Source organism: Providencia sp. 2023EL-00965, assembly GCF_033550225.1.
In the GTDB taxonomy this organism is placed as follows: domain Bacteria; phylum Pseudomonadota; class Gammaproteobacteria; order Enterobacterales; family Enterobacteriaceae; genus Providencia; species Providencia manganoxydans.
In genome coordinates this window covers 1-15552 of record NZ_JAWUEH010000028.1, presented here as the reverse complement: position 1 = coordinate 15552, position 15552 = coordinate 1, and the positions used below count along the sequence as shown (strand labels likewise).

Here is a 15552-nt window from a genome sequence, read left to right as displayed (position 1 = left end):
GCGAACATGAATATCCACAAATATCTCCTTGGTAATCATAAATTCCCCGTACAAAAATGTACGGATAATACCAAGTGGCTCAGTTTTCTATGATCGTTAGTGGATCAGTTTTACATGATCAGTGACACTCAAGTCAAGGTGATATAGGGGCTTGCTGGGATAATGCAGTAGTTGAACGATTTTTTGGAAGTTTAAAACATGATTGGCTATTTAAAAGACCCCATGCAAATCGGTCAGAAATGAAACAAGATGTGCTGGATTATCTTCGTTATTACAATTTAACGCGATTACACACGGCAAATAATTATTTATCGCCTGTGGAGTATGAAAACTCCTTCAGAAAAGTGTCCTAATTTTGTTGTGCAGAACAGACCTCGGTGGGATTATTCATACGCCTAAAAAAGGGATCCCCCGAGGGTGTGCACTTAGCCCTCTGATGGCGGCAGTACATCTGACCGAGATGGATCAGTATTTTGCGCAAAAACGGGTGCATTACGTGCGTTACATGGATGATTTTGTGCTCTTGACCCGCACGCGAGGTCAACTGCGCAAAGCCATCCGTCAATTAAATCAATGGTTTGCTTCCTTCGGTTTTCGTCAACACCCAGACAAAACGTTTATCGGTCGGGTGAGTAAAGGGTTTGATTGGATGGGCGCTTGGCTTACCCATAATGGAATAACGGGGGTTGCCCCCCGCGCGTTAGCAAACCACCAAACTCGGTGTCGACAGCTTTATGAGCAAACGTCCCGCTTGACAGCCAAGGCACAAGCGGAGCGCGTGTCGCAATACCGCGTACGGTGGTTACAATGGGTTCAATGCGTATTGAATGGCCCCACATCGGCATCACCGTCCTCTCCAGTGTTTGCTGAGAGAGTTAGTTCGGTGTACGGGGCCAATATATTTATTAACCCTACATCTGGTAAGCGGTCACATTTAACGTCGCGTTCCAAGCACCTTGCACAGGGGTATTGAACTCTAATTCTGTGGGCGTTAACTCTACGATGTGTGCCGCGGCCATGTAATGGTACGTTCTGTGGGCCGTAGGTGAAGTTACCGACGACATGAACTCTGTAGTAGGGGTCTCGCAACCGGCGTTATATTCCGACGGCGGGCTATTCGTGTACCCGTCTAGAGACGCCAACTTGATGTTGCCGGTGACGTCGGCTTGTTGTAACGCACTCAAGTACGCTGCGGCAGCTGTTTTAGACCCGTTTGTGAATTTGATATCGGCTCCTTCTCCGCTGAACGTCAATGCTGGGCCACCGTTCCCGACAAAACACGACCCGCCCGGTGTTTGTATTTTCTTCCCTGAGGTTGTCACTACATACGATGCTAACACCTTGCGACCATCGCTGTTGTTTATTCCTGCGTACTGCCCACCGCGCACCTCGGTGGCTTTCAATGTTAATTTGCCGACTGCTTGTGCTCCGCTTGCATCGGTGGACACCGCACTGATGGCAAAACTCATGGCTTGGGGTTCCGCCAAAGATTTGATATCAGTGATAGGGCTTCCGTTGCCATCGCGGAATTCGGTGATATCGCGGACACCGATGGTGTTCGTATCAGGTCCAACCATCCCCGTCATCGAGGGTAAATAACCACTCACGGCGATAAACGGTTGTCCGGCTAATTTGTAGGTGGTGACGCCATCTGCGGTTGTCGTCGCCTCATTCGGCTTGGCATCCAAACGCGGACCCGGATAATCATTCACCGTCCACTGCCACATTGGGCTATTGGCGACGATATTACCCATATACGTCACGTTACCCACGTTATCCGGTGGGAGGTTCGCTATCGCTGCCATCGGGCTCATGATTGCCGCTGCCACCGCGATTGCGATAAGATTTTTGATGTTTTTCATGTGGTTATTCCTTATTTATACTGGACCTGGACCGTGATAACACTTTCCCATTGACTGACAGGGGTGTCTTGCGGAAAGCTCAATTTCCCAGCCGTCATGGTTGAGGCATAGCCCCCAATCATCGGTAGCTTCACTTCGGTACCGTCATTAAGCGTGTTTGCCGGCCATGGCGTGTTCATGTCATAAGTAATCCTAGTCGCGCCCACTTTACTTTGCTGGCTCGCTAGCTTCGTTATGGCGTTGTTGTAAGCTTGTGTCGCATTCACATCCGCTTGCGTCACCCCCACACCCGCCAACGGTTTCCCGATAAGGGTTGTGTCACCGTCATTCTCGGCTTGGGCCAGCAGTAACACCGGCTGCAAGGTTAACGCTAAGTGGCCTTCCACTGGCGTGGTGTCTTTGTTCCCCGTCGCTTTTAACGGCAGTAACGTGGCATTGGTGGTGGTGTCATAGGTCGGTGTCACTTCAGCGCCATCTTGCAGGTATTTTACGTCCGCATTCAGGCCCAACATCGCTAAGCCATTGACCGTCGGCTCCATATACCCTTCTAAGAAGCGGTACGGTTGACGGTTTTGCATGATGTCCCACACTTTGGTACTGGACGCCGTATCAACAACGCCATCCCCGTCTCTTAGGTCAATACGCACAGTGTTTTGCGGTAAGCTCCACACCCATTTTGGGGCGTTATCTGCAATGATGCCGCCGAAGCGAATATCATGATTAATTGACCCCACACCGGTTGCCCCTAAGGCACCCACACTGGTCAAGGCCCCGGCTAATGCCACGGCCATTACACCTAAATTATATTTTTTCATGGTCTTTCCTTTGTGTTAGCCTGTCCCTAGGCATGATATCGTCCTGCCTTTGCTGTCCCCCGTGTTGCTCTCACACCGCACGAGGGGCAGCACCTTACGATGATGACTATCATCACTCTGTTAACAATGACGCCTCACCCGTGACGCGCCACTGCGTGTTTAAGTCGCCTCGGTAACCTACGGGCACGGTCAGCTGCACCGCCCCCGCAGGCACCAAGTCCACCGTTTGAGCAGGCGACGGTAACGTCACCACCACCCCCAAACTGCTTTCCGTCACTGAGGCCGTGACAGGTTTACCATTCACGCGCACTTGAACCGGTAACAACACCGAACCTTGCGTGCCGTCCGACAGTGTCAGCTCCTGCTGTACCCGAAACGTGTTACCGTCTTTTGACACCAAGCGTGTCTGCTCAAGGGTTAACACCCCAATAGCTTCTGGTGCCTCTGTCACCTGAAACAGCGGTTGCCCTGACAAAAACACCGTAATGTCCACTTGTGTGTTACGTGCGGTCATATTGCCGTTCACGACCCCAAGGGCTTCCACGCGCTGGTTTTCCTTTGCCTGACCGAGCACACCAAAACTTAACGTACTCATTATCACCCCCAGCACCCAAGCTCGCCCTCTCCGGCGATATTTCGCGCGAGGGGTTGGGTGTGATAACGCCGCCTGTTGTGTCATGGTGTGCTCCTTTTCCTGTACAAGGGGTAACGGGATTCCGTTTATTTTTTCTCAGGGGTCGCTGGTGCCGGCAATGCCGCCTCGGGTTTAGCGTCCGATGTCACGGCAGTTTTGCCCGTTAACACGTGCGTCCCCAAGTGCCCCAAATCATCTATCGACACCACTTTTTTCGCCGTGGTGCCTTTGGGTAACGTCACGCTATCCCCTGGCGTAAACATCGCTAAAGCCTCGTGTTGCTTCTGGTCAAAGGCTAACGGGGTATCGTTTTCCCCCAACACATCCGCAATGGCAAAAATGTACGGCGTGCTGTTCACCAATTCGGTTTTCCCGTCCACCGTCTTCACCGAGAGACCGGACTCTGCGCCTTTGCGGTCTTTCATCAAACTGGCTGGGCGATAGAGCAGTTTCACCTTGGTGCGCAGCGCCACCGATAAACCGCCGTCTTTATTCAGCGGAGGAATTTCTTGTAAACTCACCCAGTAAATCGATTCTTTATCTTCCGGCATCTGCTCTAACGCTTTAATCACCCGCAACACTTGCTTGCCGTTACCGGCGACTTTGAAAAACGGGGGCGTCACCACAAACGTCGGTCGGGTATCGACTTCTTTGATATTCTCTATCCACGTTTGCCCGCCGTAAGTTTTCGGGGAGGCGTTTTCCACCACTATCGATACCGCGTCCTTATCCCCTTCAAAAATGTAACGGCTTTGGTCTACAGATAATGCCGCCCAGGCCGATGATGCAGTCATCAGACTCAGGGCTGCCAATACCCCCATGCTTAATCGTTTAATATTCACACACTACCTCTTGTAATCGATTTGAATCCGTCAATTGCGTCCCCGCAACCGAGCAGTCAGAAAACCGCACGACGCCTAACGTATCGACAGAGTTAATTAATATCACGCCGTTATGACTCACAAAGCCCAAGGGCGCCCCCGACTCGCTATAACCCCATTCGCCCGCCGGAATAAATTGCCCATCAGGGCGTTTCACTTGCAGTAAATACCGTTTCACCGTCATCGCTTCAAAGGGCACGTAAGTTACCGAGCCTTGTGTCGGCTTCAACGGTTTGCTGGTCACCGCTAACTCTGTATTGGCCGGCAACGTACTCGCATCAATACTCAACGTGTTGAGCTGATAACTACTCAGAGGCACCATCAGGTTGCCATTGCGGTCAGCCTTATCCAGACCGCCCAACATCGATACCCCTTGCCCGCCCGGCACATGCACCACCGCCACCGTATCAGAGATGTTTTTCCCCAGTAAAACACTGTTGTCTGCCGGCAAATACATCACCGAGCCACTCACCGACCCCGACCCCAACGTGCCATTATCCGTGTGGGTCATCTGGCCACTGAGTTGTGCCAGCCGTCCGTCATAGGCAGTCCACACACTGGTTTGGGTGCCCAAACTGCCATCCCCGCCCCAACTTTCATTGGCGGATAGCGACCAGCGGTCAGTTAAATTGGTTGATGCCCCTGCGGAGTAGCTGTTGCTTCCCGATTTGCTGCCAGACATCGACGCAAACGTATTAAAATCATGGTCAAACACGGAAAACGGGATCGAGACCGACGTCGAAAAACTGTATTGGCTGTCATTGCCCGTTTTATACTGTGACCCCGCTAATGACACACTCACCGGACCGACACGGGTAGAAAAGTTCCCCGTCACCCCACGTTGCTTATCATCCCGACGCCAATATTCCCGTTGCCAACCATTCACCGACAACGTGGCTCCGCGCCACAGCGGTTGACTGAACCCTAGCGAGATGTCCTGCTTCAAGCGTTGGCGCTCGGCAAAACGGGCGTAATCGGTATCGTTGTATTCCCCAAGCGTGTCATACTGCTCACTCAGGCGGTTATACCCCACGCGCACCGAGGTGCTAGTATCAAAGCTCTTGGCATAGGTCAGGGTATTTTTGTGTCCCTGTCGGTTGCCCTCGTCATAGCGCGATTGCGTCCCCGAAAGCGCCACCGAGACCGAACCCAATGACCCGAGCTGTGATGTCACTTCCCCCGTGACACCGGTAAACTGACTGCCGAGCAGGGCGCCTGTTCGCAGTGACAGATAATCCAACCCGTAACCGTAACTAAAGGCGGCTAATCCTCCTGTCGGGGTACCTTCTGGGTTGTCGTTATCAATCACCCCCACCGATACGGAATACTCGTGCTCCCCCGGTGATATCTGCCCGCTAATAAGGGTAATGGGGAACACCTCTCTGGTGGTGGTGCCGTCATTTTCCGTCACGGTCATCACCACATCGCCCCCATTGAGCACCGTCACATCATTGATACTAAACGGACCCGGTGGCACCATTTCTGAATATAAAATCGTGTTGCCTTGACGTAACGTCACCCGCGCATACCCTTGCGCTGTACCGCTGAACACGGGGGTATAGCCGCGTGTTTGGCGGCGCATGGATGGGTTACTGCTTAACGTCAAACCGTAGGTCGATAACCCCCCCAGCTCACCGCTGCTCACCCCCGTTTTCCCCATCACTAAATCCGCTTGCAGCGATAAAAGGGCTTTGGAAGCCGTGAACACCGAGACCGTTTGGTCATCTTGAGTTAACGACGCACTGCCGTTGACTATCCATTCCCCCACGTTCGCCAGTAACGACCCCGACCCGTAATAATCCACGCCGTCTTGGTTTTTATTGGCGTTGGCGTTGTAGTTCATGCGCAGAGCGCTGTTACCAAACTCCCAATCCAGAGCATCCCCCGCTTTGGCTAATCCCGCTTGCGGTATCGCCAAGTTCAATGTCTGGGTGGCCAAATCAAACACCACCTGCGTATTGGCTTGCTCATCAAGGACATAACACTGACGCGCAGCTTGATAGGTCGATTGGTAAAACGCCGGGCGCAAATACACTTGCACGTCCGCTAACCATTCTGGTGAGAGACACAAGGCCGACTGCTCTTGCGGTGTCACCGTCAAAACACGTTTACCAACTGGCTCACCATTGACCTGCACATCCACCCAGTAACGCCCCGGGAAGTAACGGTTCGCTGTTGATAAAAATGCCGCCGCCTGTGCGCCACCGCCTTGCATAAAATTCAAATTTAGGGCGCCATCCTCTGTTTCGTCTGGCGCAGCCTGCCCACTTTCGGCAATGGTCGCCGTTGCTGAGGGGGAGGCTTCCTCTGCTGTCGTGGCCCAACTGGCGCCGGTGAAGGCCAATGACAGCCCGATAGCCCAAACACATCGATAATTATTGTTGTTTTTAGAGAGTCTGTTCACGGAAGATTTCCTTATCGGTACACGACGGTGACCGTCAATGTCCCACTAAATGCACCGGACTTCGCCGCCTGCCACTCACTCAATATCGCCTGAAAATCAAACATTCCTTTGACTGCAAAGGGAATGGGGTAGGTCACTTGCGCATGAGTGGCTGTCACGTACCCCGGCGCCCCAGCGGTGGGGAAGGTACCTTCCGCATTGAGCGGACTGACTCGAACCCGCATGTGCGTGTCGCTGCCGTCGTCATAACGTAATATCACCCCCGCTTCATCCAACTGCGTATTGCCCGCATCCCCAAAGCTCAGTGTCGCCACGGGGTATTGACGGCCGTAAGCTTCAAACGCACTGCATCCCGTCTTTCCGCCCACCACTTCCGATAACCGCAATGAAAACTGACGTACCGGCGCGGCGCGACTTTTGGGGTTAATAACCCCAAAATCAACCGTACCGGCATTGCCTGCTGCCCGACCGGATGAGTTTAGAGTCAAAATTTCCCCCACACAGGAGGAGGCCACAATGGTCGCTGTGAGTGTCGTGGTGTTCGTCACGCTGGCGAACCCCCCCGCAGGTAACCCCATGCCAATGACACTCAATAAATACTGCCATCGCGCTTTACCTTGTTTGCCCATTTGTTACCTCTTTCACAATGTCATGCGCATTTAGCGCGCTAAAATGACGGCTACCCTGCAACCCATTTATAAGAAGGGGTACTCAGTAACGAGCTTTCCTTGCCCATCTTGCGATATCAGGCAAAGCGGATGAATGACCTCACGAATAAAGCTTTCCCATGACACCGCAAGCGCACGTAAAAACTGCTCTAACTGATGAAGGGTTAAGGAGGTGATACCGCGCTCATAACGGGAGATTTGTTGTTGGCTGACATTCAATAAACGCCCCAAATCTGACCCATTCAACCCCAATTCAATGCGTTTTTGTCGAATAAATAACCCTGTCGCTTCGTTGAGTTGTTTTGCTGTTATTCTTTTCTCTGGCGGATGGCCAAAATAATTTTCGGGTGAAATCGCTAAAGTTGCCTTCGTGGTTGATGTCATCATGACCTCCGAGAAACAAACACGGTTAAAAAAAATGGGCGAGCCGAGTATTGGATTTATTCACTCATCTTATTAGACGGATAAATAAAACAGTCAATTTCGCCCTCAGATAAATGCATTATTCTTAATAGCATCATAATCATCAAAAAATGATGGCAACGAGAAATAAATATAAAAATAAAAAAAGTGCGTACCAATAAAAATAAAGAGATCACTCATCGAGTGTGATAATGAAAATAAAAAAACAAGCAAGCGAAACAGAGTTGAATATTAAATAAAAACACCCCAAAATATAATTAAGATTAAATCTTAATTGTTGGTTTTTATATTCACCCTCGTTTTTACTTGATATAATATAGGGTACCCTTTAAAAGGGGAAAGACGTTTATACCATTTGATAGGTTCTGAATGATAGGTATTGCCTATCAAGAGAATATTATTGATCGCCAAATATAGATCAAAGAGACTTGTGAAATCATCCAAAATGCATATAACTAATTGTTTAATAGGAATTAAAAATAAATACATCGCGGGGGTGAGTAATTTGGTTTTCATTTTATTTTCGATTTTGTAGTAATACGATATTCACTTGATTGAAATTAAATATTACAAATTGAAATAAAAGTAAGCGGTTAATGAACCACACATACTAAACAAACTCGTCATTTGCCATAGTAGCTTTTTCATTGGAGGGACTATGGAACAACAAAGTAAACGAGAATACTGGGCTGCAATTCTAGAGCAGCAACGACAAAGTAATTTAGGCATTAAGCAGTTTTGCTCGGAGCAAAACATAAGCTATCAGATTTTTCACTATTGGTCGAAAAAGCTCACGCAATCCAAGCCTGAAACCAGGGTTCAACCTATCGTGGTGACAGAGCCTACCGTGAGCACAAGTTGTGTTGTGTTAATTCTCAATAATGGCATTCGAGCAGAACTGCCGGCAACGCTTAGCTCGCAACAAATTAAGACTTGGTTTGAAGCGCTACAATGATACCAACAGGTAAGGTTTTCCTCATCTCTGGAGTCACGGACATTCGTAAGTCCATTGATGGACTATCGTTGATTGTCGCGGAGACTCTTGAGATGGATCCGTTTAGTGAGTCTTGGTTCATTTTCTGCAATCGTACCCGAGATAAATTGAAAATCTTGTTTTGGGATACTAGTGGCTTCTGGCTGTACTATCGTCGCTTAGAAAAAGGGACCTTCAAGTGGCCAAGACCCAGTGAGGACGGAGCCATTCATATTACTAAGCAACAACTGGGTTGGCTTCTTTCGGGGTTAACGCTCGAACATGCCAAAGCTCATCGTCCACTTCATAATCTAGAAGTGTGACCGCTGATACTGATCGTCACGTTGGGCTTGAACGATCCTTTTTTGCTGTCACACTTAAGTCATTGAGATGACCTGAGCCCAGACATGACCGACCTCCCTGATGATATCGACCAGCTAAAAGCTATGCTGCTTGAGCTTCACCAACAGAACGAAGCAAAAGATAAACTCCTTGCGGCAAAGCAAGAGGAGGTTGCCGAGCTCAAAACCAAAATTGAGTTGTTGATTGAACAGCTCAATTTAAGTAAGTCAAAGCGCTTCTCATCACAAAGTGAAAAAATACCCAAAGGTACGTTTAACGAAGCGGAGCAACAAAAGAGTACGGCTAAATCCGACGACGACAAGAAAAAAACAGGCCGTAAGCCTTTTCCAAAAGAGCTCGAGCGTGAAGTTCATAAACATGAACTCAATGCCCCTTATTGCGACTGCTGCGACGAGCCTTTACATCAATGTGGTGTTGAAACTTCTGAAGAGCTGAAAATCATCCCACAGAAGGTTAGTGTTATACGTCACGAGCGAACCAAGTACGCTTGCCGGCAGTGTGAAAAAACACAGACTGAAACAAAGATTATCACAGCCCCAAAACCCGCAAGTATGATCCCTAAAAGCCTAGGGAGTGCAGATGCATTCGCCGCTGTAGTCACAGCAAAATACGTTGATGCTCTGCCACTCTATCGCCAAGTGGATATTCTCAATCGCTCTGGTATAGATATTAGCCGCGCTACACTGGCCAACTGGTGCGTTCAGTTAGGAAGCAAAGTGCAAGTCATTATTGATGCAATGAAAAGTGAGTTATTGAAAGAAAAGCTCATCTGCGCGGACGAAACCACTGTTCAAGTATTACGTGAAGAAGATAAGAAAGCACAATCTAAGTCATATATGTGGGTCTATCGTAGCGGTGAGTTCGTGAATAACCCAGTGGTTATCTACGACTATCAAGCCAGCCGCAGAGCAGAGTGCGTACAAGACTTTTTAGGTGGTTACTCTGGTTACTTGCTATCGGATGGCTACAGTGCATACGACAAACTTGAGGACGTGACTCAAGCTGCTTGCATGGCGCATGTACGCAAAAAGTTCACTGATGCTCAAAAAGCTTCACCATCAAAAAAAGCGGGCAAGCCAGAAAAAGCACTGAACTTTATTAGCAAACTATACGGTATTGAAAAGAAAGCCAAAGGGCTTGACGCAAAATCTCGACACCAACTACGACAAGAAGAAGCCAAACCTATTTTAGATGAGTTCAAGCAATGGCTTGACAGTCAAAACGTTCTCCCTAAAGGATTACTTGGCAAAGCCATCACTTATACACAAAACCAGTGGCCTAAGCTGCTTACCTACCTTGAAGACGGCGATATAAGTATCGACAACAATGTGACCGAACGAGATATAAGGCCGTTCACGACAGGTCGCAAAAATTGGATGTTCTCAACTTCGGTAGGCGGAGCAAAGGCGAGTGCAAACTTGTATACTTTGCCCTACATTGCTAGGCCAACTCTCAATCACAGCAAGAAAAGCACGCTGTTGTTCCGGCGGCGCATGACGCAGAGCAAAGCCGGCTTTTTCGGGTAATTTAATTAATGTCATCATTGATCTGTTAAGAGTGACTCGTTATCTTATTCGTCAACTTAACCGATATTTTTACATTTGACTAGCATTCATAAATCCTTATTACTTATTCACGTCATGTGGTTAAACTGGATTAATATTCTTATTTAGATTATCTTGTTCTCAATATTTAGACCTACCTTAATTTATCGACTTTACTTTATGACAAGCCTTCTGTTTATTTGATTCTGTAGTGATTGTCACACTCATTTTTAATAAATACCTCCCCCAATATCATTCATATCTAAAGTCAGTACAGAAGGTTATTCACACAACATAAATAGCCTATTCAGAGCAATGTCATTAATAGTCATGATTTGTATTTACCGGTTTGTGTTTACACGCTATTTAATTCACAGAATAAAAGAGATGTTAACCTCATTCACCTCATTCACCTCATTCACCTCATCATCAATCAAACTATAATCACCAGATACACTAGTGTTATAAACCACAAACTAAACCAGTCATTAATCACACTATTCTTTAAATTAATTATTCACAAACACTCCATTCATCATCAAACAATAATAGATTGCTTACCAGTCAGTATCATTCATCTATATTAATGTTCATATACTTATCATACTTATTATACTTATTATACTTATTATACTTATTATACTTATTATACTTATTATACTTATTATACTTATTATACTTATTATACTTATTATACTTATATATTAATTAATTCTTAAACTAAAGATAACGCCCCTAGTCAGGTAACGTATCCACGATACAATACCATGACTCACAATCATCACAAAGTGATCGCTTTTGGGCGCTATCGAGAAAAACAACTGCGATTTGAGAAAAATAAACCGATGTATGTGAATGAGCTTAGCTTATCGCTTTCCTCCAACATGGATAATCATATCGATTTTGGCTCTTCATTCCCGTCCTCGTCTTCCCCCTTTGGTTTTGTGAAAAATGAAAGGTAAAATACTTTTTTGTTTTTTTCATCACGAATATTAACACCAAAGATAGCCGAAACAAAATCTTCAATCTTTTCCTGCCATATAATTTGTAATTGAACCATGTCATTATATTCATACTGCAATATTGACTCCCCATCATTAGATTTCGTCTGAATAATTTGTGTATCGGAATAATTCAATAACGACTCAATCAATTTATCTTCATCTCCCGAAAGAAGGGCATAAAAAAGACAAATTGCAATAATCTCACAAAAGTAACCATCCAGTAAAAATAACTTTTTTAACGCATTAAATTTAATTGAAATTTGTTTTACCCCCAGTCGACGACATTCATCACATAATAACTGACTGAGTAATAACGATTCTAATGCCAACTCAAAATTCACTTCTTTAGGTCGATAAAAATAATACTCCTTTAATTTACCAATTTCTTGAAATAAAGCTAAAATTTCCTCATCACTGCAATAATCATTTAAATACTGATAAAGCGAGCCCGTCATTGGAATACATTCGTTTTCACTTTGTTGCCCCATCAAAATGGGATACGGACATGATGCGGGTAATTTATGCCGTCGTTTGCGATTAATTTTTGTGGGGGCTATCAATGTATTCAGTCCCGTATTTTTTCCGCCAAGCGAGTTTGGATACAAGTGACACAAATCTAAACTCAGAAAAGGCAATAATTTTACGATTTCATCCTCACTCTCATCATACGCAACATACGATTTTTGGTATTTCGCCTTTAGAGTGTAGAGCTTAATCATCTCCGCAATGTCCGTGAGCGAATCTATCGATCCCATTTGTTTGGGATTTAGCTGAATAAAACGCTCGATATTACGCCAATAGGAATGCCTTATCGTCTTCGTCATCAGGCTGTTGTCAACCACCCTCGATGCCCGATGGCGGCACGCATTCGAGCAAAATCGTTTATTTTGTGTTTTCTTAATATACCGTTTACAGCCCTGCCGCTCACACTGTTGCTTTCCTTTATCATAACGCCGATTTATGTTCCTCATTTTGGTGTCATAATGTTGCTCACATAAATAGTGATGTCGAGCATCCACATTATCGTAAACGGGTTCATGACAATTTTTCCGCTTACAATGGGCTTTTATCGGTTTCTTAGTCATGCAGCGCTCCTTCCTGTTGAGATGAAATCCAATCATGGATATCGGATAACCACCAACGGCTGCTGCGTCCCAGCTTTATCGGTTTAGGAAATTGCCCCTTTTTTATGAGGGCATAAAACCACTTATCTGTCATTTTTGTACATTCAGTAATGTATTTCATATCAACGAGTAGATTTTTTTCTTTCATCATTATGACCTCTTGATTTATAACTAATTTCATGTGTTTTCCGCTTTGGTAATAAGCATAAACAACCTATTTTTATAAATATATCTTTCTGCTTATGTAATTTTTTTTTAAGGGGTAAATAAAACCGATGAGTACACATGAAACCAAGGATAAACAAGGCATCACTGATTTAAAATCGATAGTATATTCAGTACATTAGCCTGTATAAATAGAGGCTGTGTACAAAATAACGAGTGTGAGGTATTAAAGGGAAATATTTCGAAAAATATTGGCTATTGTTGAATAAAAGGGGGGCTGTTTTGAGAGCTGTATTTTGATTAAAGCTCTTTCGGGCTACTTCCAGTTTTCACTTTAACCTACAAATTTTACGTTATGAGAATCAAACGTATTTTGTATGCTCATCACAATGATTTACATATTGAACACTTACCCTAATCACCTGATAATCTCAGTATAAGTAAGTGCAAAAAGCGTAGCGAATAGCAGATTAATACATTACTCTAACTCACATTGAGAGCTCATCATGGATAAAAACCTCTACCAACTTAGATACCCTTCAACAAATGGGATTGAAATAAGTATTACGTGCCAAGAACCCGAATTAAAAAGGCTCCTTAAAAAGATCGACAATCTCACAAAAAACCCTGATAAAATCATACAGTTTGTTCCATCAAAAACGGAGCAACGAAAAATTTTAGGAAATAGTAAAGACGTTCAGTCTACTTCTGATGCACAACAGGATTTGCAAACGGTTATAAACTATTTAAACAAATTACCGGATGCACAATTTGAGTTATCCTTTCCTGAAGGCGAGTTCGTTGTGTTTTTTAATGCGGTCATCGAGAGTTATGACCATCTGAGTGGCTACTATTCATTTTTTAATCAGGAAAATGGCGTAAAAAATATTGAACGCTTGTTTAAGCAAAGCCCTGGAAATACCGCACAGATTATTGCGGAGCGTTATTATAAATTAATTCAACATCACGTTAAAAGAACGTTTTCCAATGGTATAGATGATCCTCAACAAAATTTAGATACCTATTTTTTTGAAAAAATACATCACCTTTTTCAAACTGCATCAAAACGAGTAACCGATGCTTATTCATTACATAACGCTCTCCGTGCTGGCGTTTTAGCGCTCATGTTATCTAAACATTATGAAGCTGAAAAAGATGTTAACAATGCAGAGTATTATTTAGAGTATGCATCTATGTGTATAGCTCAACTACAAGAACAAGTATATCAATACAAAGAGACAATAAAACGTCAATCCGGTGCTAATAAAAAACAGGCACCTTATCGAGCGGCTAAAGTAAAACTCCTTGAGTTACTCAACTCAGTACAAGAACCGTACTCAAAAAAAACGGCATTAATCAACGCACTTATCCCTGAAATGATAAAATTCGTCAGAAATAATGGTAATAAGCCTTCCGAATTTAATTTGAACACCACTATAGCGAATTGGTCCCGCGACGATGAAGATATCAAAGCCGCTTTCAAACGCTGTTTAAAAAACAGTAATGTCTATGTTTAATGAATAAAATTTCAAATCTATATTACGTATAGGAATCAAGTTTATTCCCCCTCTCAACACAACTTGTTTCCTATACGCAGATGACAAACAACGATAATCATTTTTAACAATGACACACCTTGACCTGACTATTTATCGCTTTCGCTGAAAATAATTTTTTACGCGACATACCCTGTCCGGTCGGTTTGTTACGCTGTTGGCTCCTTAATTTATTGGAATCAACATCATGCCAAAATACCGTATTGACCCTGATTTAGCTTTTATTGCTCACTGCAATAATGACGACTTAAGCCTTTTAGTTTCCGTTCTGACTCATGACCATAAAGATGGCAAAAAACGCTGGAGTGAGCGTTTAACCCGCAAGCCAGAATACCAACTCTATTATCCTAACCATCAGCGTTATTGGACAGACATTTGCGCTGAGCTACAAACCTTTGGTGCCAACAGTTTAGTCAGTGCCGTGCGCGGCAATAAAGGTGTGTTATACCGTGAAATCCTGCTAGATGTTTGTAAAAAGCTGAAAGTTAACTTTAATCCCAAAAGCGACATTGAAACGCTGGAAATGAACCTGTTAATGACGGTGATGGAGAAAAGTTTAGATAAACTCAGTGAAGAAGAGCTCCGTACTCTTTCCCACGATTTACAACTGAATCTCACCAATCCCACACCGCAATTGGTCATGATAGCCTTACAAGCTGCCGTTCGCACTTCCGGATTTGCGGCTCTGGAAATTGCCACGGTCGCTGCAATGAGCATCATCGAGCTACTTGGTGGCGTGGCGACATGGGGGACGGTATTTGTCGCTAATCGTGCCTTATCCTTCTTAGCGGGTCCGATTGGATTAACGCTCACCTCCGCATGGCTCATTGCGGACATTGCCGGTCCTGCGTACCGCGTCACGATACCCGCTTGCATCATTGTGGCATATCTGCGCCAAAAGTCCCTTTCACCGGCCTAAGCCCACGCTTAAGCCCTTTTGTGTTATCGCTGGTAGGAAACCGAATATGGCACAACCGTCACCTCGCCATGACCGATTAGTTCATCGGCTGGTGTCAACGATCAACGAAAACTGATCCACTTTTAACTCAAATTCGATCAATCAAAAGTGATCCACTGTTTCATTTAGGTATGGCACCTGAGCGTCGTTTATCTTTCAATCGATAGCTTTCACCACT

At 45.2% G+C, this 15552-nt stretch carries 14 protein-coding genes and 3 pseudogenes; 7 read left to right on the top strand and 10 right to left on the bottom strand.

What is annotated here, in order from left to right:
- Nucleotides 1-128: 128 nt before the first annotated feature.
- A pseudogene (locus SC428_RS21480) lies at nucleotides 129-353 on the top strand (IS3 family transposase); the annotation flags it as partial.
- A gap of 2 nt (nucleotides 354-355) precedes the next feature.
- Nucleotides 356-646: pseudogene (locus SC428_RS21475) on the top strand (reverse transcriptase domain-containing protein); the annotation flags it as partial.
- A gap of 16 nt (nucleotides 647-662) precedes the next feature.
- Here SC428_RS21475 and SC428_RS21470 read toward each other — a convergent pair.
- From SC428_RS21470 to SC428_RS21435, 8 genes are all read right to left on the bottom strand, one after another.
- On the bottom strand, nucleotides 663-845 hold the full coding sequence (locus tag SC428_RS21470; RefSeq protein WP_318710284.1) for a hypothetical protein: 183 nt from the start codon (nucleotides 843-845) through the stop codon (nucleotides 663-665).
- A gap of 66 nt (nucleotides 846-911) precedes the next feature.
- Nucleotides 912-1862 carry a hypothetical protein gene (locus SC428_RS21465; protein ID WP_318710283.1) on the bottom strand — a complete coding sequence of 317 codons (951 nt, stop codon included), beginning with the start codon at nucleotides 1860-1862 and terminating at the stop codon, nucleotides 912-914.
- 11 nt (nucleotides 1863-1873) lie between these two features.
- On the bottom strand, nucleotides 1874-2677 hold the full coding sequence (locus SC428_RS21460) for a hypothetical protein (RefSeq protein ID WP_154628739.1): 804 nt from the start codon (nucleotides 2675-2677) through the stop codon (nucleotides 1874-1876).
- A gap of 112 nt (nucleotides 2678-2789) precedes the next feature.
- Nucleotides 2790-3272, bottom strand: coding sequence for a DUF5462 family protein (locus SC428_RS21455; RefSeq protein WP_147441381.1), 483 nt, complete (start codon nucleotides 3270-3272; stop codon nucleotides 2790-2792).
- Nucleotides 3273-3397: 125 nt separating this feature from the next.
- Complete coding sequence (locus tag SC428_RS21450) at nucleotides 3398-4153, bottom strand: fimbria/pilus periplasmic chaperone (protein WP_004927157.1); 756 nt, start codon at nucleotides 4151-4153, stop codon at nucleotides 3398-3400.
- A complete protein-coding gene (locus SC428_RS21445) occupies nucleotides 4143-6596 on the bottom strand; it encodes a fimbria/pilus outer membrane usher protein (RefSeq protein WP_154628740.1) in 2454 nt (817 codons plus the stop codon). The genes SC428_RS21450 and SC428_RS21445 overlap by 11 nt, the downstream gene beginning before the upstream one ends.
- Nucleotides 6597-6607: 11 nt before the next feature.
- Entirely contained in the window at nucleotides 6608-7225 is a 618-nt protein-coding gene (locus SC428_RS21440; RefSeq protein WP_318710282.1) for a hypothetical protein, read from the bottom strand.
- Nucleotides 7226-7291: 66 nt separating this feature from the next.
- Nucleotides 7292-7648 carry a helix-turn-helix transcriptional regulator gene (locus tag SC428_RS21435; protein WP_318710281.1) on the bottom strand — a complete coding sequence of 119 codons (357 nt, stop codon included), beginning with the start codon at nucleotides 7646-7648 and terminating at the stop codon, nucleotides 7292-7294.
- A gap of 697 nt (nucleotides 7649-8345) precedes the next feature.
- On the opposite strand from SC428_RS21435, the gene tnpA reads away from it, so the two are divergent.
- From tnpA to tnpC, 3 genes and pseudogenes are all read left to right on the top strand, one after another.
- A complete protein-coding gene (gene tnpA, locus SC428_RS21430; protein WP_318710280.1) occupies nucleotides 8346-8642 on the top strand; it encodes an IS66 family insertion sequence element accessory protein TnpA in 297 nt (98 codons plus the stop codon).
- Nucleotides 8639-8983, top strand: a complete 345-nt coding sequence (tnpB, locus tag SC428_RS21425) for an IS66 family insertion sequence element accessory protein TnpB (RefSeq protein WP_318710279.1) — start codon at nucleotides 8639-8641, stop codon at nucleotides 8981-8983. Before tnpA ends, tnpB begins: the two co-directional genes overlap by 4 nt.
- A gap of 84 nt (nucleotides 8984-9067) precedes the next feature.
- A pseudogene (tnpC, locus tag SC428_RS21420) lies at nucleotides 9068-10468 on the top strand (IS66 family transposase); the annotation flags it as partial.
- A gap of 991 nt (nucleotides 10469-11459) precedes the next feature.
- On the opposite strand, the gene SC428_RS21415 reads toward tnpC, so the two are convergent.
- Together SC428_RS21415 and SC428_RS21410 are read right to left on the bottom strand one after the other, a co-directional pair.
- A complete protein-coding gene (locus tag SC428_RS21415; protein WP_318710278.1) occupies nucleotides 11460-12656 on the bottom strand; it encodes a hypothetical protein in 1197 nt (398 codons plus the stop codon).
- Entirely contained in the window at nucleotides 12649-12846 is a 198-nt protein-coding gene (locus SC428_RS21410) for a helix-turn-helix transcriptional regulator (RefSeq protein ID WP_257644837.1), read from the bottom strand. Before SC428_RS21410 ends, SC428_RS21415 begins: the two co-directional genes overlap by 8 nt.
- Nucleotides 12847-13366: 520 nt before the next feature.
- On the opposite strand from SC428_RS21410, the gene SC428_RS21405 reads away from it, so the two are divergent.
- Nucleotides 13367-14377, top strand: coding sequence for a hypothetical protein (locus SC428_RS21405; protein ID WP_318710277.1), 1011 nt, complete (start codon nucleotides 13367-13369; stop codon nucleotides 14375-14377).
- A 226-nt stretch (nucleotides 14378-14603) separates the two neighbouring features.
- Nucleotides 14604-15335: a DUF3944 domain-containing protein gene (locus SC428_RS21400; protein ID WP_318710276.1), complete on the top strand. Its 732-nt coding sequence runs from the start codon at nucleotides 14604-14606 to the stop codon at nucleotides 15333-15335.
- Nucleotides 15336-15552 lie beyond the last annotated feature (217 nt).